This is a genomic window from Arthrobacter sp. 05T47 (assembly GCF_056395825.1).
In genome coordinates this window covers 114,160-134,214 of sequence record NZ_JBFTKG010000002.1, presented here as the reverse complement: position 1 = coordinate 134,214, position 20,055 = coordinate 114,160, and the positions used below count along the sequence as shown (strand labels likewise).

At 65.8% G+C, this 20,055-nt stretch carries 22 protein-coding genes; 10 read left to right on the top strand and 12 right to left on the bottom strand.

Translation table 11 applies throughout. The features are described 5' to 3' along the window. Complete coding sequence (gene map, locus AC1DEY_RS02685) at positions 1-828, top strand: type I methionyl aminopeptidase (RefSeq protein WP_476866666.1); 828 nt, start codon at positions 1-3, stop codon at positions 826-828. 122 nt (positions 829-950) lie between these two features. On the opposite strand, the gene AC1DEY_RS02680 is transcribed toward map, so the two are convergent. The 3 genes from AC1DEY_RS02680 to AC1DEY_RS02670 all read right to left on the bottom strand — a co-directional run bounded on the left by AC1DEY_RS02680 (position 951) and on the right by AC1DEY_RS02670 (position 4,277). Then, positions 951-2,297: an ABC transporter substrate-binding protein gene (locus AC1DEY_RS02680; protein ID WP_476866665.1), complete on the bottom strand. Its 1,347-nt coding sequence runs from the start codon at positions 2,295-2,297 to the stop codon at positions 951-953. An 88-nt stretch (positions 2,298-2,385) separates the two neighbouring features. Beyond that, complete coding sequence (locus tag AC1DEY_RS02675) at positions 2,386-3,246, bottom strand: carbohydrate ABC transporter permease (protein WP_476866815.1); 861 nt, start codon at positions 3,244-3,246, stop codon at positions 2,386-2,388. Positions 3,247-3,326: 80 nt separating this feature from the next. After that, a complete protein-coding gene (locus AC1DEY_RS02670) occupies positions 3,327-4,277 on the bottom strand; it encodes a carbohydrate ABC transporter permease (RefSeq protein WP_476866664.1) in 951 nt (316 codons plus the stop codon). 231 nt (positions 4,278-4,508) lie between these two features. Between AC1DEY_RS02670 and AC1DEY_RS02665 the strand changes: the two genes are divergently transcribed. The 8 genes from AC1DEY_RS02665 to AC1DEY_RS02630 all read left to right on the top strand — a co-directional run bounded on the left by AC1DEY_RS02665 (position 4,509) and on the right by AC1DEY_RS02630 (position 9,770). Next, positions 4,509-5,465 carry a P1 family peptidase gene (locus AC1DEY_RS02665; protein ID WP_476866663.1) on the top strand — a complete coding sequence of 319 codons (957 nt, stop codon included), beginning with the start codon at positions 4,509-4,511 and terminating at the stop codon, positions 5,463-5,465. Between the two features lie 188 nt (positions 5,466-5,653). Further along, the gene (gene infA / locus AC1DEY_RS02660; protein ID WP_009358723.1) at positions 5,654-5,875 is read left to right on the top strand and encodes a translation initiation factor IF-1; all 222 of its coding nucleotides are present in this window, start codon (positions 5,654-5,656) and stop codon (positions 5,873-5,875) included. Positions 5,876-5,944: 69 nt separating this feature from the next. Further along, positions 5,945-6,058 carry a 50S ribosomal protein L36 gene (gene rpmJ / locus AC1DEY_RS02655; protein WP_009358722.1) on the top strand — a complete coding sequence of 38 codons (114 nt, stop codon included), beginning with the start codon at positions 5,945-5,947 and terminating at the stop codon, positions 6,056-6,058. Between the two features lie 173 nt (positions 6,059-6,231). Beyond that, positions 6,232-6,606: a 30S ribosomal protein S13 gene (rpsM, locus tag AC1DEY_RS02650; RefSeq protein ID WP_003803743.1), complete on the top strand. Its 375-nt coding sequence runs from the start codon at positions 6,232-6,234 to the stop codon at positions 6,604-6,606. A gap of 52 nt (positions 6,607-6,658) precedes the next feature. Then, on the top strand, positions 6,659-7,060 hold the full coding sequence (gene rpsK, locus AC1DEY_RS02645) for a 30S ribosomal protein S11 (RefSeq protein ID WP_066436904.1): 402 nt from the start codon (positions 6,659-6,661) through the stop codon (positions 7,058-7,060). A gap of 133 nt (positions 7,061-7,193) precedes the next feature. Further along, positions 7,194-8,204 carry a DNA-directed RNA polymerase subunit alpha gene (locus AC1DEY_RS02640; RefSeq protein ID WP_018773683.1) on the top strand — a complete coding sequence of 337 codons (1,011 nt, stop codon included), beginning with the start codon at positions 7,194-7,196 and terminating at the stop codon, positions 8,202-8,204. Between the two features lie 77 nt (positions 8,205-8,281). Then, positions 8,282-8,848, top strand: coding sequence for a 50S ribosomal protein L17 (gene rplQ, locus AC1DEY_RS02635; protein ID WP_476866662.1), 567 nt, complete (start codon positions 8,282-8,284; stop codon positions 8,846-8,848). Between the two features lie 31 nt (positions 8,849-8,879). Continuing rightward, the gene (locus tag AC1DEY_RS02630) at positions 8,880-9,770 is read left to right on the top strand and encodes a tRNA pseudouridine synthase A (protein ID WP_476866661.1); all 891 of its coding nucleotides are present in this window, start codon (positions 8,880-8,882) and stop codon (positions 9,768-9,770) included. Positions 9,771-9,903: 133 nt separating this feature from the next. Here AC1DEY_RS02630 and AC1DEY_RS02625 read toward each other — a convergent pair whose 3' ends face one another. Beyond that, positions 9,904-11,643, bottom strand: coding sequence for a sensor histidine kinase (locus AC1DEY_RS02625; protein ID WP_476866660.1), 1,740 nt, complete (start codon positions 11,641-11,643; stop codon positions 9,904-9,906). 209 nt (positions 11,644-11,852) lie between these two features. Between AC1DEY_RS02625 and AC1DEY_RS02620 the strand changes: the two genes are divergently transcribed. After that, positions 11,853-12,614: a response regulator transcription factor gene (locus tag AC1DEY_RS02620; protein ID WP_476866659.1), complete on the top strand. Its 762-nt coding sequence runs from the start codon at positions 11,853-11,855 to the stop codon at positions 12,612-12,614. 55 nt (positions 12,615-12,669) lie between these two features. On the opposite strand, the gene AC1DEY_RS02615 is transcribed toward AC1DEY_RS02620, so the two are convergent. The 8 genes from AC1DEY_RS02615 to AC1DEY_RS02580 form a co-directional block, all read right to left on the bottom strand. Continuing rightward, positions 12,670-13,185, bottom strand: a complete 516-nt coding sequence (locus tag AC1DEY_RS02615; protein WP_476866658.1) for an Hpt domain-containing protein — start codon at positions 13,183-13,185, stop codon at positions 12,670-12,672. Between the two features lie 132 nt (positions 13,186-13,317). Then, positions 13,318-14,202 (bottom strand): type II secretion system F family protein, encoded by an 885-nt coding sequence (locus tag AC1DEY_RS02610; RefSeq protein ID WP_476866657.1) that lies wholly within the window; start codon positions 14,200-14,202, stop codon positions 13,318-13,320. A gap of 7 nt (positions 14,203-14,209) precedes the next feature. Further along, the gene (locus AC1DEY_RS02605; protein WP_476866656.1) at positions 14,210-15,145 is read right to left on the bottom strand and encodes a type II secretion system F family protein; all 936 of its coding nucleotides are present in this window, start codon (positions 15,143-15,145) and stop codon (positions 14,210-14,212) included. Positions 15,146-15,152: 7 nt separating this feature from the next. Next, the gene (locus AC1DEY_RS02600; protein ID WP_476866655.1) at positions 15,153-16,706 is read right to left on the bottom strand and encodes a CpaF family protein; all 1,554 of its coding nucleotides are present in this window, start codon (positions 16,704-16,706) and stop codon (positions 15,153-15,155) included. Then, positions 16,707-17,897, bottom strand: a complete 1,191-nt coding sequence (locus tag AC1DEY_RS02595) for a CpaE/TadZ family protein (RefSeq protein WP_476866654.1) — start codon at positions 17,895-17,897, stop codon at positions 16,707-16,709. It abuts the gene before it with no gap. Then, the gene (cpaB, locus tag AC1DEY_RS02590) at positions 17,894-18,643 is read right to left on the bottom strand and encodes a Flp pilus assembly protein CpaB (RefSeq protein ID WP_476866653.1); all 750 of its coding nucleotides are present in this window, start codon (positions 18,641-18,643) and stop codon (positions 17,894-17,896) included. Before cpaB ends, AC1DEY_RS02595 begins: the two co-directional genes overlap by 4 nt. A gap of 17 nt (positions 18,644-18,660) precedes the next feature. Next, positions 18,661-19,623, bottom strand: a complete 963-nt coding sequence (locus tag AC1DEY_RS02585; RefSeq protein ID WP_476866652.1) for a pilus assembly protein TadG-related protein — start codon at positions 19,621-19,623, stop codon at positions 18,661-18,663. Positions 19,624-19,628: 5 nt separating this feature from the next. Further along, the gene (locus AC1DEY_RS02580; RefSeq protein ID WP_476866651.1) at positions 19,629-20,003 is read right to left on the bottom strand and encodes a TadE/TadG family type IV pilus assembly protein; all 375 of its coding nucleotides are present in this window, start codon (positions 20,001-20,003) and stop codon (positions 19,629-19,631) included. Positions 20,004-20,055: the final 52 nt, after the last annotated feature.

Here is a 20,055-nt window from a genome sequence, read left to right as displayed (position 1 = left end):
ATGGCATTCGGCCAGGCACGCACTGAATACAAGACCAACGCCCAGATGCGCACGATGCATGAGGCCGGGCTTGTCCTGAGCCGGGCACTGGATGCGGCCGTTGCCGCGGCCGCCCCGGGCGTCACCACGGCCCGGCTGGACGAGGTCTTCGCCGCGGTGCTGCAGGACGCCGGCGCCAAGTCCAACTTCCTCGGCTACCACGGGTTCCCGGCGACAATCTGCACCTCGGTGAACGAGGAAGTTGTCCACGGCATCCCCGGCGGCCGGGTACTGCAGGACGGCGACATCATCTCGATCGACGGCGGCGCGATCGTGGACGGCTGGCATTCCGACTCCGCGCGGACCGTGATTGTCGGAACCGCCGATCCCGAGGACGTGCGCCTGTCCGACGTCACCGAGGAAGCCATGTGGCGGGGCATCGCCGCCCTGGCCACCGGCAAATTCGTGGGCGACGTCGGCAACGCGGTGGACGACTATGTCTCCTCCGTGCCCGGCAAGCCGCTGGGCATCCTGGAGGACTACGTGGGCCACGGCATCGGCTCCGAGATGCACATGGCCCCGGACGTGCTGAATTACCGCACCAGCCACCGCGGGCCGAAGATCCGCCCGGGGCTGTGCCTGGCCATCGAGCCCATGCTGGTCCGCGGCAGCATCGACACCGCGATCCTCGAGGACGACTGGACCGTTGTCACCACGGACGGCAAGCGCTCCTGCCAGTGGGAGCACTCCGTTGCCGTGCATGAGAAGGGCATCTGGGTCCTTTCCGCGCCCGACGGCGGCGCGGCGAAACTTGCGCCGCTTGGCGTCGTGCCCGTCCCGATTCCCTAAACCCCGGTACGCGGCGACTCGCAGGTTTTCCGGCGACACGCAAAATCCCTGGCGACACGCAAAATCCCTGGCGACACCGGAATTCCGGTAGCGCCAGGGATTTTGTGTGTCGCCAGTGGAAGCTAGCTCTTCAGCTTCGGCTTCACGTCCTTGGTGTAGATCCCCTCCAGCGTTGCCTTGAGGCCCGTCATGGTGGCCTTGACGTCGCCCTGCTGGGTCAGGATCGCCGCGGCGGCCTTGGCCATCTCCTGGTCCGCGCCGGGCAGGAAAACGCGGGCGTTGTCCTGGACGCGGGTCACGGCGAGCTGGTCCATGGCGGTCTTGATCTGCGGGGTCTTGGCCAGCACGGCGCCCATGTCAGCGGACACGCGAGTGGGCATGTAGCCGGTGGCCGCGGAGAACGCCGCCGTGTTTTCCGGTTCCGTCATGAACTTCAGGAACGTGGCGGCCGCCAGCTGGACTTCCTTGCTCACACCGCTGGGAATGCCGAGCCCCGCTCCACCCGTGGGGCAGACGCCGGTCTCCGACTTCGGGCCGCCGGGGAGGTAGCCGACGCCGACGTTGAACTTCGCGGACTTCAGGACGCCGAGCAGCGATCCGGTCGAGGAGATGGTGGTCGACGTGATGCCGGCGGCGAAGTCGTCCGCGGCTTCCTTGGAGGACACCCCGGCCCACTTGTCCTTGTAGATCGAATCCTGGACCCACTGCAGGGCCGCGACCGACTCGGCGGAATCGCACGTGAAGGTCCACCCGTCCGACCAGCTGCCGCCCCATCCCCACAGATTGTTCTGCAGGGTCCAGCCCGCGTAGCCGGCCAGCGCCGGGTACATGTAGGCGTACTCGGCCCCGGAGCTGGCCTTGAGCTTGGGCGCCCACTCGCCGAACTCCTGCCAGGTCTTGGGGGCGCGGTCCGGCAGCCCCGCCGCCTTGAAGTGGTCCTTGTTGTAGTAGAACAGCGGCGTGGAGCGGCCATAGGGGAGAGCCCACTGCTTGTTGGCGTACTGGTAGTCCGCCACGAGTGACTTCTGGAAATCGTCCACCTTGATCTCGAGCTGCTTGATCAGGCCGTCGAGCGGAATGATGTTGCCGTTGGTGAAGTAGCGGAACCACCAGACATCGGAGAGGACCACCAGTCCGGGAAGGGCCGACTTCGCGGCCTGCGAGGTCTGGAACTTCTGCGCGATTTCCTCGTAGTTGGCTCCCGCGGTCACGAGGTTGACCTTGATGTCGGGGAACTTGGCGTGGAACTTCTCGATCACCGACTGCTCCACGTCCTGGGATTTCCCGGGGTGGTTCGTCCAGAAATCGAACTGCCCGGCGGCCTTGACACCGCTGAAGTCGATGTCGGCGGCGCCGGTAGCGGCGGCCGTCCCGGCGGTCGACGGACCGCCGCACGCGGCCAGGGTAGCTGCTCCTGCGCTGGCGCCGGCCAGGCCCAGGAAATGCCTGCGGTCAAGATTGATTGCCACGATGGATCCTCTCAAAGGTACGAAATTCGTTGGTTCTGATGACGGAGATGATGGACGGGAACTGAACGGGCCCAGCGCAGGGGCAGACTCAGCCCGTGACGCTGCCCTGGGTGAGGCCGGCCACGATGTAGCGCTGCAGCGCCGCGAAGACCAGCAGGATGGGGACGATCACGAGGACGGCTCCGGCCATCAGGATGCCCCAGCCGGAGCCATTGCCCTCGGAGTTCTGCAGCAGGGTCAAGCCGACTGGAAGGGTCATGGTCTCGGGCCGGTCGGTGATGATGAGCGGCCAGATGTAGTCGTTCCACTCGCTGACCACTGTCACCAGGGCGACGGTGGCGATGGAGGGAACGGAGACCGGCACCACGACCTGCCAGAGCCGGCGCCAGTGGCCCGCGCCGTCGATTTCGGCCGCCTCGAGGATGGAACCGGGCAGCGTCCTGAAGTGCTGGCGGAGCAGGAACGTGCCGAAGGCGGTGCCCAGTCCCGGGAGGATGATTCCCCACAGGGTGTTCTTGCCGCCCATCCCGGCGATCAGGATGTAGTTGGGCAGGATGGACACCTGCGGCGGGACCATGAGGGCTACGAGGATCAGCACGAAGATGGCGTTCTTGAACGGGAAGCGGACAAACACGAGGGCGTAGGCCGTCAGGACGGCCAGGATCACCTTGACGGTGGAACCCACCGCCGTGACGATCAGGCTGTTCAGGAAGAACTGGCCGAACGGCACCGTGGTCATGGCCGTCCTGTAGTTCTCCAGGTTCACGCCCTCCGGGAGGAGCTTCAGGTCCATGGTGATGATCTCGCCCGGCTGCTTGAAGGAGCTCAGGAGCATCCACAACAGGGGCAGGAACACCACCAGGGTGGCGAGAACCAGCGGGACGTAGCCGCCGGCGATCGTCTGGACCAGGTTGGTGCGCGAGAACGGAGCAGGGCGCCGGGGCGGCACCTCGGGACCGGAGCCCGCGGCGCCGTCGGAAGGGGGAGTGCCCGTGACGCCGGGACCGGGACTGACGGGCAAGAGCGTGCTCACGAGTAGTGCACCTTCCGTTCGACGAACCGCAACTGGAGGACGGTGATGATGAGCAGGATTGCGAAGAGGACCACGGAGATGGCGGCTGAGTAGCCGGCCCGGTTGAAAGCACCAAAGGCCTGCAGGTAGGCCTCGTAGATCAGGGTGCTGGTGCCGTTGCCCAGCGGCGTCATGATCCGGATCAGGTCGAAGGCCTGCAGCGAGCTCAGCATGGTGGTGATGAGCAGGAAGAACGTGGTGGGCGAGAGCAGGGGCAGGGACATGTTCAGGAAGCGGCGGAAGCCGTTGGCCCCGTCCAGGGAGGCCGCTTCCATGACGTCCTGCGGCAGGGACTGAAGGCCGGCGAGGTAGACCACGGCGCAGTAGCCGAGGTTTTTCCAGATGTAGACGACGATCACCATGACCAGGGACAGTTGGGGATCGTTGATCCACTGCGGGCTGGCCTGGCCGATGCTGCGCAGCAGCCATGCCAGGACTCCATACCCCGGGTCGAAGATGAAAAGCCAGACGAGGCCGACGCCCACGCCGCTCAGTACGTAGGGCGCGAACACCGCCGAGCGGGCAAATGTGGTGCCGCGTACTTTGGAATTCAACGCCAGGGCCACCAGAAGGCCCAGCACCATGGACCCGCCGACGGTGACCACGGTGAAGACGGCGGTGGTGCCCAGGACCTTCGCGGCGTCGGGGCTGGTGAAGAACGTGGCGTAGTTGCCCAGGCCCACCACGGTGGCGGAATCGGAACCGAGGGTCCAGTCCAGTGTGGAGTAGTAGATGTTGTTGATCAGCGGCAGGTACGTGAACACCGCGATCAGCGCGAGGTTGGGCAGGGCGAGGGCCAGGAAGACGAAGAAGTCCCTGCGGGTTCGGCCCGACCAGCGGGGCCGCTGCGGATGGGCGGTGCGGGCGTGGGCGACGGCGGTCGGCCGGTCAGCCAGTTGTCTTGTCATTCGGGTCTCTAACGGATCCGGGCCGGCCAAAGGCAGCAGGCGGATTGGTGGGGGTTCAGGGGTGGGGGTACAGGCAGGGGGTCCAGTCACACTTCACCACAGGCCAGAGGCGTGAAATCCCGCATCTGGGCCGTCCCGGAAATTGTTGCCGGAGGCTTCTGCGGCCGTTCACAGCAAGTTCGCCGAAGGATTCCATAACGTTTGTTTTGCGGGGGAGCGCACAATGGAGCCATGACAGCAACAGGGGCGATCACCGACGTCGCCGGGATCCGGGTAGGACACGTCCAGAAGACAGGCGACGGCTGGCTGAGCGGGGTGACGGTCATTCTTCCGCCGCCCGGCACGGTGGGCTCCGTCGACGTCCGCGGCGGCGGCCCCGCAACGCACGAGACGGACTCGCTGGATCCCACCACATTGTCCTCGAACGTGGACGCCGTAGTCCTGACCGGGGGGAGCGCCTACGGCCTGGCAACGGCGGGCGGGGCCATGCGCTGGTGCGAGGAGAACGGCCGAGGGTTCGCCGTCCCGGGCGGCCTCGTTCCGATCGTTCCCGCGGCCGCAATCTTCGACCTGGGCCGCGGCGGCGACTTCGCGGCCCGCCCCGGCGAGGAGATGGGCTACGCGGCCACAGTGGATGCCGCGTCCCGCCAGGAAGGGCACGACGTCGAACGCGGCAACGTCGGCGCCGGCACGGGAGCAGCAATCGGCCGTGGCACCTACAAAGGGGGAGTGGGCACAGCCTCCCTCACCCTGGACAATGGGGTCACAGTTGGCGCCATTGCAGTGGTCAACGCGCTGGGGCTACCTTTTGGCACATCGGGCGAGCCAGAAACAGGAGCGAGCACGCGGAGGGTTTCGGATTTGCCGCCCTTGAACACCACTCTGGTCGTCGTGGCGACTAATGCCGTCCTGGACACGTCCGACTGCAAGCGCACGGCCTCGGCCGCCCACGCCGGACTGGCCCGGGCCCTGAACCCCAGCCACACCCTTGCCGACGGAGACACCGTGTTCGCGCTGGCGACGGGCGCCGTCGCGCTTGACCGCAGCACCCCGACGGCCCGGCAGATAAGCCTCATTACGCTGCAGAGCGCAGCCGCCGACGTCGTCCGGCTGGCCATCCTCGACGGGATCGCACAGGCGGAGGCGGTGACGACGGCGGCGGGCACGCTAGGTGCGTACGGACGCTGAGTGCGCTACGATGGCTGGATTTAACTCTCGATTTAACAATCTCGCCGCAATGGCGTAGTGTTGTCTGTTGGTTGTCTGCCCCGTTGTGCCCTTTTGTGGTCGGGTGGCACCAACCAACCAATCAAAAACGTCCGCGGTCATGACCGGTGCAAACCGGGAGGCTGCGGCAACAACAGTTAGCGGAGGGTATGGCCAAGAAGGACGGGGTCATTGAGATCGAGGGCGTTGTGACCGAGGCGCTGCCTAACGCGATGTTTCGCGTTGAGCTCACCAACAAGCACATCGTTCTGGCACACATCTCTGGAAAGATGCGCCAGCACTACATCAGGATCCTCCCCGAGGACCGCGTAGTGGTGGAGCTGAGCCCTTACGACCTGACACGTGGTCGTATCGTCTACCGCTACAAGTAAACACTGGGCGGCCAGGGCAATAGCCAAGGGCCGGTCCAGCTGACCAACTGCAACACGCAAAGGAACGCCATGAAGGTCAAGCCGAGCGTCAAGCAGATCTGCGAAAAGTGCAAAGTGATCCGCCGTAATGGCCGGGTCATGGTGATCTGCGAGAACCCGCGCCACAAGCAGCGCCAGGGCTAATTTCCTTCACAGGAAATCCTGGGTTGCTAACCCACGCAAGTAAATAAAGGCAGCACAAGCTGAATTGGGACGTATGGGCCCGGACAGCTAACCCCTGGTCGGAGGCTGGGGCCGCACTGAAAGTGCGGGTGTACTGCCTACGACCTCCGGTTTATACAAGGAGTACTGCCAATATGGCTCGTCTCGCTGGCGTAGACATTCCCCGCGAAAAGCGGCTGGAAATTGCGCTTACTTACATCTACGGCGTGGGCAAGACCCGTGCACACGAAACCCTGGCTGCTACCGGCATCAGCGCTGACGTTCGGGTCAAGGACCTGACCGACGCACAGCTGGTTGAGCTGCGTGACTACATTGAAGGCAACTACAAGGTTGAGGGTGACCTTCGCCGCGAGGTAGCCGCTGACATCCGCCGCAAGGTTGAGATCGGCAGCTACGAAGGCCTGCGTCACCGCAAGGGCCTGCCCGTACGCGGACAGCGTACGAAGACCAACGCCCGTACCCGCAAGGGCCCGAAGCGTACCGTCGCCGGCAAGAAGAAGGCCCGTTAATCCCTGAGGGATTAACTCGGTTTTCCCCCGATAACTTTCTGTAGGAGAAAAAATGCCCCCGAAGACTCGTGGCGCGGTTCGCAAGCCGCGTAAGAAGGACAAGAAGAATATCGCGCTGGGCCAGGCGCACATCAAGAGCACCTTTAACAACACCATCGTGTCCATCACGGACCCGAGCGGTGCTGTCATCTCCTGGGCTTCGTCCGGTGAGGTTGGCTTCAAGGGCTCGCGTAAGTCCACCCCGTTCGCTGCCCAGATGGCCGCCGAAGCCGCCGCAAAGCGTGCACAGGAGCACGGCATGCGCAAGGTTGACGTGTTCGTCAAGGGACCGGGTTCCGGACGCGAAACCGCCATCCGTTCGCTGCAGGCCGCTGGCCTCGAGGTTGGCTCCATCCAGGACGTCACCCCCAGCGCCCACAACGGCTGCCGTCCGCCGAAGCGCCGCCGCGTCTAAGGCTTTCCAGCGCCCAGGAGCTTGCCCGGACCCTTAACGGTCCGGGCAGGCCCGGCCGCGTTAAGTCTTCAGACCGATCTTTCCACCACCTGTGTTGCGTCATATAGCGGATGCTCGCCGAAAGGAAACCTAAGTGCTCATTGCACAGCGCCCCACCCTCTCCGAAGAGGTCGTCTCCGAAAACCGCTCCCGGTTCATCATCGAACCGCTGGAGCCGGGCTTTGGTTACACCCTCGGAAACTCCCTCCGCCGTACCCTGCTCTCCTCCATCCCCGGTGCCTCTGTAACGAGCATCCGGATCGATGGCGTGCTGCATGAGTTCACCACGGTTCCGGGTGTCAAGGAAGATGTCACTGAGATCATCCTGAACATCAAGAACCTGTCGGTTTCCTCCGAGCACGACGAGCCGGTTGTTGCTTACCTGCGCAAGCAGGGCCCGGGAGTCGTCACCGCCGCGGACATCGCTCCGCCGGCCGGCGTCGAATTCCACAACCCGGATCTGCACATTGCCACGCTGAACTCGAAGGGCAAGTTCGAACTCGAACTGACCATCGAGCGCGGTCGCGGCTACGTTTCGGCAGCTCAGAACAAGTCCGGCGATTCCGAGATCGGCCGCATCCCGGTCGACTCGATCTACTCGCCGGTCCTGAAGGTTACTTTCCGCGTGGAAGCTACCCGTGTTGAGCAGCGCACTGACTTCGACAAGCTCATTGTCGACGTCGAGACCAAGCAGGCAATCGCCCCGCGCGACGCCGTTGCTTCGGCAGGTACCACCCTGGTGGAACTGTTCGGTCTGGCCCGCGAGCTGAACACCGCAGCTGAAGGTATCGAGATCGGTCCGTCGCCGACGGACGCTGCCCTGGCAGCGGACATGGCTCTGCCGATCGAGGATCTGGACCTGACGGTCCGTTCCTACAACTGCCTCAAGCGTGAGGGCATCCACACCGTGGGTGAACTCGTTGCCCGCTCCGAGGCTGACCTCATGGACATCCGCAACTTCGGCGCGAAGTCCATCGATGAGGTCAAGGCCAAGCTGGTCGAACTGGGCCTGTCCCTCAAGGACTCCCCTCCCGGTTTCGATCTTGCAGCACGTGCCGCAGCCATCGAAGAGGACGACGCCGCGTTCAGCGACGACGAGCTCTAACCAACAGATCTTGGCCGGCTGGCTGGATGCACCATGGTGTGCGCAGCCCAACGGCTTCCATATGAGGAGAAACTATTATGCCTACCCCCGCTAAGGGTCCGCGCCTCGGAGGCGGAGCGGCTCACGAGCGTCTTATGCTCGCGAACCTGTCCGCCGCACTTTTCGAGCACAAGCGGATCACCACCACGGTGACCAAGGCCAAGCGCCTGAAGCCGTACGCCGAGCGCCTGGTGACTTTCGCCAAGCGTGGCGACCTGGCTTCCCGCCGCCGTGTACTCGGCCTGATCAGCAACAAGGGCGTCGTCCACGAGCTGTTCACCGACATTGCACAGGCAGTGGAGAACCGCGATGGCGGCTACACCCGCATCACCAAGATCGGCAACCGCAAGGGCGACAACGCTCCCATGGCTGTCATCGAACTGGTTCTCGAGCCGGTTTCCGCGAAGCAGGCCGTTGTAGCCGAGGCTACCTCCGCTGCCAAGAAGGACGCAGAGAAGAAGGACGCCGCCAAGGCCGAAGCAGCTCCGGTTGCCGAGACCGAAGAGGCTCCCGAGGCTGAGGTCGTTGAGACTGAAGCCGTAGCAACCGAAGAGGCTCCGGCCGCTGAGGAAGCAGCCGTCGAGTCCGAGAAGGACGCGAAGTAATTCGCTAAAACCTTCTTATAGACTTAAGTCTATGAACGAGCTCAAACCCGCTGCCCCCGTCTTGGGGGGCGGCGGGTTTTTGCGTATCCGGATGGATGTGGCGTACGACGGCGGCCCCTTCAGCGGGTGGGCGGTGCAGCCTGAACTGCGCACGGTCCAGGGCGTCCTGGAGGAGGCCCTCGAACTGTTGATCCGCCGCCCCGTCCGGGTCACGGTGGCCGGCCGCACGGACGCCGGCGTGCACGCCCGCGGCCAGGTGGTCCACCTGGACCTGACCGAGGCGGAGTGGCTGGGCCTGAACCGGGGCGCTGAACTGGATCCCGCCGTCGCCCTGCTCCGCCGTATCCGCGGCGCCCTGAGCCGGGGCCTGGGGGACCTCAGCGGGGCGATCGAGGTGCACAGGGTGAGCGTGGCGCCCGTTGGGTTCGATGCCCGCTTCTCGGCCCTCTGGCGACGCTATTCGTACCGGATCGCGGACGGCCCCGCGCTGTGGGATCCGCTGGGCCGCGCGTTGACTCTCTGGCACAAGGTCCCGCTGGACGTCGGGCTCCTCAACGAGGGCGCCGCGCGGCTGCTGGGGCTCCAGGATTTCCGCTCGTACTGCAAGCCCCGCGAAGGCGCCACGACCATCCGTGAACTGCAGCGCTTCGAATTCGCGCGCGGCACCGACGGGGTCATCGTCGCAACCGTCCAGGCCGACGCGTTCTGCCACAACATGGTCCGGTCCCTGGTGGGCTCGGCGCTGTACGTCGGGGAGGGCGTGGAGGCCGCGGGCTGGCTCTACGACCGGCTGCTCGCCCGGCAGCGCGACGCCAAGTCCGTGCTGGCTGCCCCGCATCCGCTGGTGCTTGAGGAAGTGGCCTACCCAACGGACAGCGGCCTGCTGGCCCGCGCCGAACTGACCCGGGCACTGCGCGCCTAAGACCGCCGGTCTTCCCCAGTTTCGACGACACGAGACCGCTGGAAGGCGGCGGTTCGGAGCGACACGTCGGCCGGGGCTTCCGAAGGTGGGGAAACTCCGGCGCAGCCGGCAGCTGGTGACGGCGAACGTAACGCTAGGAGGCGGCCGGGTGCCCGTCGGCGGGAAGCTCAAGTGTGAACGTGCTGCCGTGTCCGGGCCGGGTGCGGCAGGAGATGGATCCGCCGTGCCGTTCCATGATGGCTTTGGTGATGGACAGTCCCAGGCCCGCGCCGGGAATGGAACCGTCGCGAACGGCCGGGCTGCGGAAGAAGCGGGTGAAGACGCGGTCGGCGTCGGCGGCTGTCATGCCCATCCCGGTGTCCTCGACGTGGAGGCGCACCAAGCCGTCGCCGGTAGTGGCGGAGACCCGCACCGATCCGCCGTCGGGTGAGTACTTGATCGCGTTTGAGACGAGGTTGTCCAGGGCCTGGCTGATCCGGAGCGGATCCACGTGCGCCCAGAGCGGGCCCCGCACTTCCATGGCGAGGGAGACGCGGGACGCCTGGGCGTGGGGCTGCGCCGAGCCGAGGCTCGCCTCCACCAGCCCGGCGAGGTCGGTCCTGCGGGGGTGGACATGGAGGGCGGCGCTGGCGGACATGAGCAGGTCCGACACCAGCGCCAGCAGCCGTTCCGCGTTGCGCTGCGCCACTTCGACGCGGCGCACCACCGGGCTGTCCAGGCCCTCCGTGTCGGCGAGCACCAGATCCAGGTTGCCAATGATCGAGGTCAGCGGCGTGCGGAACTCGTGGGAGACAGTGGAGACCACCTCGTCTTTCGCCGCGAGGGCGTCCACCAGGCCGGTGACCTCATTGAAGACCACCACAGCGCCTCGGAAGTCATCGGCGTCGTCCTTCAGGGGCCGGGCCCCCGTTGAGACGACCCGGCTGGCCGGCCCCTCGCCGAAGCAGACCAGGTAATCGGCGAAGGACTCGCCGCCCAGCGCCCGGCGGATAGGGCGGCGCTCCAGGGGCAGCGGCGTGTTTCTGTCCTGCCCGGTCAGCACGMGCCGGCCTTCTTCTTCCGGCACTGCGTCCAATGGCGACGCCGACGGCGGGTGCGCAGCCGCCGGCACGGCCACCGGCGCGGCCGCGGTGGGGTGGGGCGCGGAGGCCGCGGACTCCTCCAGCTGGGCCTGCCAGCTGTTGGTCAGCAGGCGGCGGCCGTCGGCGTCCACTGCCACGATCCCGACGTCGACGGTGTCAAGAATCGTATTCAGAAGCCGCTCACGCTCGCGGCTGTCCGCAAGCAGGACTTCCAGTTCGGCTTCCTTGGACTTGATCCGCCACTGCTCGTGCCGCAGCCGCGCTCGGGCGAAACGCATGGCCAGGGAGACCGCAAGCATCATCAACGGCACCAGCACGGCGTCGGCGATGCGGGCCGCAACCGGTGCACCCCGGTCCGCAAGGAGCCAGGGCGCGGCGGCCAGCAGCGGGACCGTGAAGCTGAGCCAAAGGCTCGCGGGTGCGGACAGGCTGGACGCCGAAATCCACACCACGGGCAGCACAGAGAGCACACCGGGATCCGGCAGGCCAGCCGAACTGCCGTCACGAAGGAGCCCGATCGCGACCAGGTCCAGGACGGGGATGGCGAGCGGCGCCAACCGCCCGAGGCGCTGCCAGGGAACGGCGACGCAGGCCACCAGGAGCGCGGCCTGCAGGCTCAGTGCATACCGACACAAGGTGCTGTCCGTAAGTCCGGGCCAGGCGGCGGGGGCAGCGAATACGACGGAGGCCATCATCACTGCCAGCGGCAACTGGCACACAAGGACCCGGGCGCGCGGCCCCAGGGCCTTGCCGTATCGATCCACACCGCGGATCAGCCGCTGTCTAAGCAAAGACGCCGCGCTCCCTTCCCGTTGACCCATTTTTACACCTTGTGTCACGCAAAATTGACACAAATCGAAGTTTTACCATTTGTCTTAGCTGGCAGCGCAGAATTTGCCCCGTAGGGTGGGTATTCTGACAATGCCGGCTGGGGCCGACGGGATCAGTGTTGCCGCCGCATCCGCGGGCGGCAACGTAGCGTGCCACGTGAGGGGGGGCCATGACCGACCTTGGAGTCGCCGTCGTCGTAGAAGACGACGAGGATGTTCGGAACCTTGTCGAAGCCGTATTGAGCCAGGCGGGTTTCGAAGTTCATTCCGCGGCCGGCGGCCGGGAAGGCGTCGACGTCGTCAGGGCGCAAGAGGCGAACGTGGTCACCCTGGATGTCGGGCTGCCCGATATCGACGGTTTCGAGGTGCTGCGCCGGATCCGGCAGTTCAGCGACGCATATGTGGTCATGTTGACGGCGCGCACCGATGAACTCGACACCTTGACGGCATTTCACACCGGAGCCGATGACTTCCTGGCGAAGCCTTTCCGGCCCCGCGAATTGCGCGCCCGCGTGGGCGCCATGATGCGCCGGCCCCGGTACGACATCCGGGCCGGGCAGGCATCCAATCCTGAGGCTCCCGCCGCCGTGGAAGCGACCCTCAGTCCCGTGCTGCGCCACAACGGGCTGGACCTGAACCCCGAGACGCGGACCGTAAGCGTCGACGGCGTGGCTGTCAGCCTGACGCGCAGCGAGTTCGACCTCCTGCAGGCCCTCCTCAAAGGCGCCGGTGCCGTTCGGTCCAAAACCGAACTGGTGCGGGTGGTCCGCGGCGATTACTACCGGGCGGATGCCTTCATCAGCGAATCCGACGAACGCGCCGTCGAGGTGCATATCGGCAACCTTCGGAGGAAACTCGGCGAGGACCCGGTGGAACCGCGCTGGCTGCAGACCGTCCGCGGCGTGGGCTACCGGTTGGCGCCGCAGCGGTAGCACGCCCGCTCTCGGGCGTGCGGGCGGCCTGACGGGGCCGGTGGTCCGGGTGGAGCTAGCTGTCCCACAGGACATAGCTGAACTGGAGCTCGTCGACCGTTTCGTCGCCGCGCTCGGCAACGTCGCGCAAGAGCACCAGGGCATGGCCCATGTCGCCGGCCCTGAGGGCAGTCTCCAGTTCGCCGGCGAGCTGGGCCAGGCGCAAGCCGCCGACCATTTCGGAGGATGTCTTCAGGCTCAGTACCGCGTCCATGGACCGTGCAAGGTCCCCGTTCTCGAGGGCTGAGGCCAGCGTTTGGTAGCGCTGGTCCCACATCTTGGTGTAATCCCTGGCAAATCCCTTAGCCACGGCCGGGCTGTCGAGTTGGGCACCCAGGTCCTGGAGCGCGGCCGGATCCACAAGCGGTGGCGCCGTCGGAAGGGCTGTGGGGTCCACCGTGGGGTCCGCGAACGGAGTGGGCGCAGCAACACTGGCCGCCGGCAGGACAGTCTCCGGCTGTCCGGGAGTGTCCGTGTGAGCGAGGACGACGCTCGCATTGCTCTCGTCGGGGCTGGCACTGGGTAGAGGCATGGGACCACGCTACTTGCTGATATGGCCGATGCCTTGCAGCCCGGCCTATCCTGCGGAAACCCTGAGGCTTTCCGAAGGGGAACCAGCCACGCCCGCTATTGCCAGCCATGGACTCGGCTGTGATGCCGGCCGCTACTGGCCGCTGAACGTGTCTATTGCGTTGATGACAGCCGGGCCCAGGATGGCGATGAAAAGCACAGGAAAGATGAAAAACAACAAGGGGAACAAGATGGTGACGGGCAGCTTCATGGCCTTCTCCTCGGCCCGCTGCCGGCGTTTGACCCGCATGACCTTTGCCTGCACCCGCAGCACCCGGCTGATGGCGATGCCGTAGGCGTCGGCCTGGACCACCGCCTGGACGAAGCTGCGCAGCTCAGGCACGTTGGTCCGTTCCGCCAGCGCAATATACGACTCGCGCCGGCTGCGACCCACCTGCATGTCCTGCAGGGTCCGGATCAGTTCGTCTGCAAGCGGGCCCTTGCCGTTTTCGCCCGCCCGGGCCATGGCCCCCTCGAAGCCCAGGCCGGCTTCCACGGAGATGAGCATCTGGTCCAGAGTGTTGGCCAGTTCCAGCTGCATCGTCTTCTGGCGCTCCTGCCCCTTGCTGTAGAGCAGGAGGTCAGGGATGAAGTACCCCAGCAGGAACACAAAAATACCCACGAGCTTGAGGATCGGCGTCGGGCCGTTGGCGCTGATCCAGAAGCCCAGGAGCGCGCCCACCAGACCAAGGAGCGGCTTTGTCGCGAGCACCCTGCCCAGCGGCAGCGAGGCGGGGCGCCCGGCGAGGGACAGCAGCTTGTCCAGCCTGCGGATGTACGCCTTGGGCGTCAGCCGGCGCCCGACCGCTTCCAACAGGCCACTGCGCGCCCGCTGGGTGAGTTCGGCGGGGCCGGTGCCCAGGGCGAGCAGCTCCCGGAGGGCGCGCTGTGATTTGCGGTCGACGGAGAGCAGGGACCACACAAGATAGCCGAGCGGCAAGGCCACCAGGAGCATGGCAAGGAGAACAGCAGGTGCCATGGCTGCCTCAGAACTTCAGGTCGATGATCTTGCGCATCCACAGACCACCAATGGTCATCAGGATGACGGAGGCGACGATCATGACCCAGCCCAGCAGGTGCGTGAACATGACGTTCATATAGCCGGGGTTGACCAGCATCAGCATCACGACAATTCCGATCGGCATGGCCATGAGGATGTAGGCGGAGAACTTGCCCTCGGCAGCGAGGGACTTGATGTGTCCTTTGATCTCGCTGCGCTCGCGGATGGTCTCGTTGACCTGGTCCAGGACTTCGGCCAGGTTCCCGCCTACCTCGCGGTTGATCTGGATGGCCTGGGCGATCCAGACAAAGTCCTCGTTCCGCATCCGGCCTGCGGTGTCGCTAAGGGAAGCCAGCAGGTCGCGGCCCAGGCTGGTCTCGGTAACCACCCGGCGCATCTCCTCCGACGTCGGGCTTTGCGATTCGGTGGCTGCGGCGTCGATGGCGCGCAGGATGCTGTGCCCGGCCCGGAGCCCGCCGGAGAGCAGTTGCAGGGTGTCGCCGAGCTGCTGGTCGAACTTGCTCCGGCGCTTGCCGGTCAGGTAGCCGATCACGAGGTGCCCCACCACCGGTGCCAGGAGTACCAGCAGGATCGCCAGCAAAGGTCCAGCGACGACGAAACCCGCGAGGCCCCCGGCAAAGGCACCGGCCAGGAGCAGGACGTAGAAATCGGCCTGGCCCAGGCGCAGGCCGGCCTGTTCCAGCGACTCACGGCTGAAGAGCCGGACCTTGCGGGCCGAGAAGAATCCGTCCACCAGGTGCACGGCCGAGCCGGCGAACCGAGTGAGCTGCGAGTCTGGCTGGCGCTGGACTGGCCTGCGCCGGTCCAGGGGGACGTTCACCCCGCCAGGGGCGAGCAGCACGATCCCCAGGACCACCACTGCAATGAAGAGCAGGCCGACGCCGATGGACAGCAGGGTCATAGACGGATCACGCCCTTCCGGCCGACATCAGCGGCGCGGCAAACACCGCGGGGGAGACATGGATGCCCAGGTCCTCGAAACGGTCGATGAAGCGCGGGCGGATGCCGGTCGGGACCGGCCGGCCGAGGAACCGGCCGTGGGCATCGACGCCGGCCGCGTAGTCAAACACGAAGGCGTCCTGGAGCGTCACAATGTCTCCCTCCATGCCCTGGACCTCGGTCACGTGGGTGATGCGCCGGGTTCCGTCCCGCAGCCGGGAGATCTGGATGATCAGGTTGACGGCCGAGGCGATCTGTTCCCGGATGGCGCGCAGCGGCAGGTCCATCCCGGCCATGAGCACCAGCGTCTCCAGGCGGGCCACGGCATCGCGCGGCGAGTTGGAGTGAACGGTGGAGAGCGAACCGTCATGGCCGGTGTTCATCGCCTGGAGCATGTCCAGCGACTCCCCGCCGCGGACCTCGCCCACCACGATCCGGTCCGGCCGCATACGCAGCGAATTGCGGAGCAGCTCGCGGATGGTGACCTCGCCCTTGCCCTCGGTGTTCGGCGGCCGGCTTTCCAGCCGCACCACGTGCTCCTGCTGGATCTGGAGTTCGACGGCGTCCTCGATCGTCACGATCCGCTCGTCGTGGGGCAGGAAGGAGGACAGGACGTTGAGCAGCGTCGTCTTGCCGGTGCCCGTGCCGCCGGAGACGATGATGTTGAGTTTGGCCTTCACACAGGCATTGAGCAGTTCCGCCATTTCCGGGGTCAGCGTGCCGAACTCGATGAGGTTCCGGACCGTCAGGGGCACCTTGCTGAACTTTCTGATGGTCAGTGACGAACCGCCGACGGCGAGTGGCGGGATGACGGCGTTGACGCGGGACCCATCCTCGAGGCGGGCGTCCACCAGGGGCGAGGACTCGTCGATCCGCCGGCCCACCTTGGAAACGATGCGCTCGATCACCTTCCGGAGGTGGTCCTCGGAGCTGAAACGCGACTCCGTCAGGGTCAATTTCCCGTGGCGTTCCACGTAGATCTGGTCCATCCGGTTGACCATGACCTCCGTGACGGCGGGATCGTCGAGGAAGCGCTGCAGGGGCCCGTAGCCCAGTACGTCGTCGGCCACGTCGCGGACCAGCCGGGAGCGCTCTTCGACGGACAAGGGGACCTGTTCGGCGTCGATGATGCGGGTCAGTTCCTCCCGCGCGGACGTGCGGAGGTCCTCTTCCTTGGTTGCCGAATCGTTGAAACGGGTTCCCAGGCGTTCGAACAATGCGGTGGCTGCGCGCTCTTTGAGGGCCGCGAAGGCATCCACGGGCTGCTGGCCCCGGGCTCGGGCTTCGTGGGGCTCCGTGAAACCCGGCAGGGGTGTGGGGCTGCTCTTTTCGAGCACGACGGCGGCCGGCAGCGCCGCCGTCGTCCCGCTTCCCCGGATGGGGGAGCCGGGCAGCGGTGCGGCGTGCAGGGTGGATGCGTGCAGGGTGGATGCGTGCTGGGTGGATCCGTGCTGGGCGGATCCGGCGAGGGTGGCGCCGCCGGGTGTTCCCTCGGCGGAGCGGAGCCGTTCGGAGAGTTTCACCTAGACCACCACCCGCCGGTGGAGTTTCCTTTGGGCAGTGGCGCGCCAGGCGGGATCAAACCGGTTGACGAGCTGTTTCAGTCCCTTGATGGCCGGGTCCTTGCGCCCGTCCTGGAGCACCGGAATTCCGCGGTTGGTGGAGATGGCGACTGCCTTGGACCGGGGAATGCTGACGTCCACGGGCGCCCCGATGGTCGCCTCGACGTCCTGGACGCTCAGCCCGGACTTGGAGTCGGCCATGTTCAGGACCACGTGGCGGGTCTCGGGCAGCAGGTCCAGCCGCCGGAGGATTTCCAGGCCGGAGCGCAGCCCGCGGATGCTGGGCACGTCCATGGCGGTTACCCAGACGGCGTCCGTGCATTGCTCCAGGGCGGCGAGCCCGATCTCCGGGAGCCCGGGCGCCGTGTCGACCACGACGTACTGGAACTGTTCGGCCAGTTGATCGAGCAGCCGGGTGACCTGCTGCGGTGTGATGTCGTCAGCCTCCTCGGGCGTCCTGGGGGCGCAGAGGGCGTAGATGTTCCCGGGGTGGACGGTGAGGAAGGCTTTGAGCACGAGGGAATCGTGGCTGGCCGAGGTCGAGACGGCGTCTGTTACGGTGTGCTCCGGGTTCAGGTACAGGCCCGAGGCGACGTCCCCGAACTGCAGGTCAAGGTCCACGATCACCACGCCCATGGGCGCGACTTTGCCGAGCCCGATCGCTATGTTGGTGGCAATCGTCGTCTTGCCGACACCGCCCTTGGGGGAGAAGACTCCGATCACCAGTCCCTTGGCGCTGTCCGGCTGGCTGGCGGCCGAGGTCCGGTTGCGGGTGGCGAACGACTGGCAGGCCCGCTCGAGCAGCACCCGGATCTGGGCGGGGTCCGCCGCCGGGCTGAGGATGTCGCGGATGCCGGCCCGCATGGCCAGCAGGACGAAGTCCGGCTCAGCCTCGCCAACCAGGATGACGCTCAGTTCGGGAAGCTGGACGTCGAAGACCGTCGCCAGGCGCAGGGCGTCCTCCACCGGGACATCCGGTCCCAGGATCAGGACTTCGGGCCGTTCCTGGTTGAGGTTCGCGAAGAGCTCCGCCGGGTTCGCGGGATTGACGAATGCGAAGGTCTGCAGGCCGCCCGGGAGGCCCCCGGCCAGTGCCTGGCGGACGCGGGCATCGAAGTCCGTGTTCGGGGAAATCAGGACAAAGCGGCTCACTTGTACACCTCTGGTCTCGTCATGATTCCGGGCCGGCCGCTGTCCTTGGCGTTGAGCGGTTCCTTGCTCAGCCAGATCTTGGCGAATTCGGCAGCGTAGACAATCTTGGTGGCATCCACATCGTTGACGGCGACTGTCAGCAATAGCGACCCGGTTGGCAGCGACGTGTCCTCAGCCGTGGCGGCAGCGCCGGCCGTTGGTTGCGGAGACGGTTCGGTCGAAGGCGCCCGCTGCACCGAGGTCACGAGGACCTTGTGAATTGTCAGCTGAGTGGTTTGTTTGTCCGGTTTGGCTTCGAGCCCTTCTTTATCAAGGTTGATGAAGACCCCGACGTGGTCGCCGGCGGCGATCCGTCCGCCCACGACGCGCTGCGGTTCCAGCTGGAAGGACACCTCCTGGAGCCCCACCGGGATGTCCACCGATCCGCTGGTTTTCAGTTCTTCGGGGGCGATCAGGCGCTCCGCGACGAGCTGTTCGCCGGGGAGCAGGTCGACGGCGGTGACCTTGTCGGCCAGCCCGTCCAGGTTCTTCAGTGCGGTCTTGGCGACGGCCGTGCCCGGAAGTTTTTCGGTGGCGAGGAAGGGCTGGAGGGTCTCCACGGACGTGCCGGCGGGTATGGCTTTAGACACCACGAGAACGTCCTGGGGATCCAGGCCCTGCACGGCCCGTGCGTCGGCTCCTTGCGCGTAGCTGACCACCAGGACGGCTCCGACGACGGCCAGCACCAGGGCCGCGATTCCTGCCAATAAGCGTGACTTCACTGTTAGGGCACTCCAATGGTTAGGCGGACAATTGAGGTCCCGTAGTCCGGTGCTGCGCCGAGTTCGAAGGCGTCGGACAGAGAAACGTATCGGACGAAATAGCCCTTGATGGTCTTGTTCTTGAGCGTTCCGCTCAATGACCAGCTGTAATTGGAAAACCGGTAGCCAGTGACATGGAAGGCGGCAAATCCCTTCACGTAGTACTTGCCGCTGGAGCCGTTACCGGTGGCCACGTCGTACAGCGGGAAAAGTACTGTTTGGTCATTCATCTTGCTCATGTCCGCAGCCGTGCACTCGCTTGGTGCGCTCGCGCCCGTGTTGCTGGTGAACCATGCGCCAGCACTGTTTGCCTGTCCGGCGGTCAGGGTGACTCCGCATTTTGCATCGCTATCGGAAATCCAGCCGAAGCCACCCGGGATCTCGCCACAGCCGCCAGAATCCATGTCAAGGACCTGTTCGGCGCCGGCCAGCGAGCCTGGCGTCAGGTTGAGTTTGCATTGGGCAATCGCCAGAGGCAGAAGGATCGTACCCGTGGACGGCGTCCCCCACTCCACCCGGGACGTGGCTGTTACTTCCGCGCTTGAAAAACCCAGGGCACGGGCGAAGAAGAGGGAAACCCTGTTGGGCGTCTTACCTGCTTCCTGGGCCCCCACCGTGACTTTCACCGTGCGGGCGGTTTTGTCCAGGACGAGGTCAGCGATGTTGCTCGCGCCGTCGCCGGCGTTGCCGTTGGCGAGGCTTCGGGCGAGTGTGGAAGTGGTGGAGCAGTCGGCGTCGTTGATGTCGCGGGCACATTTCTGGGCAATGGCAATGGCCGCGGCATCGGCCCCGTTACGCAACTGGGTCCGTTCTGCATAGAGGACCCCCGTGTCGACGGCGAGGGCTGCGAAACCCAAGAGGACCACCACTAGGATCGCGACCAGCACGCTGACCGCGCCGCGCTCGCCGTTTCTATCCGCGCTCACCTTGCCTAGCCGCCGCATACCATCACTCCCTTGCCTTGCATCGGGAAGGGCCCGGCTATGCCTGTCATCGTGGAGAGGGTGTAGGTGATCGTAAAAGTCACTTGCACTCCGGTGGAACACGTGGCTGGACTGACGGTGATATTGGCGTCCGTCAAGGTGGGCTTCAGAGCCGTGGCCACGTTCTTAGCCGCAGTACGCGCGGCCGCGGTGTCGTTGCCAATTGCCATCACGCGGACGCCCTCGCGGGCTGCGCTGGAGAGCGAAATCTGCACGTTGTAGGCACGGCCAAATTCCATGATGCCCAGCAGCAGCATGACAAGAACCGGAGCCAGGAGTGCGAACTCCACGGCGACGGCCCCCCGTTCTTTTGTCGTGGACATAGGGGCGCCTTTCTACCTGTGGCTTGCCGGAGATGGCCGTGGGGGGGGGGGG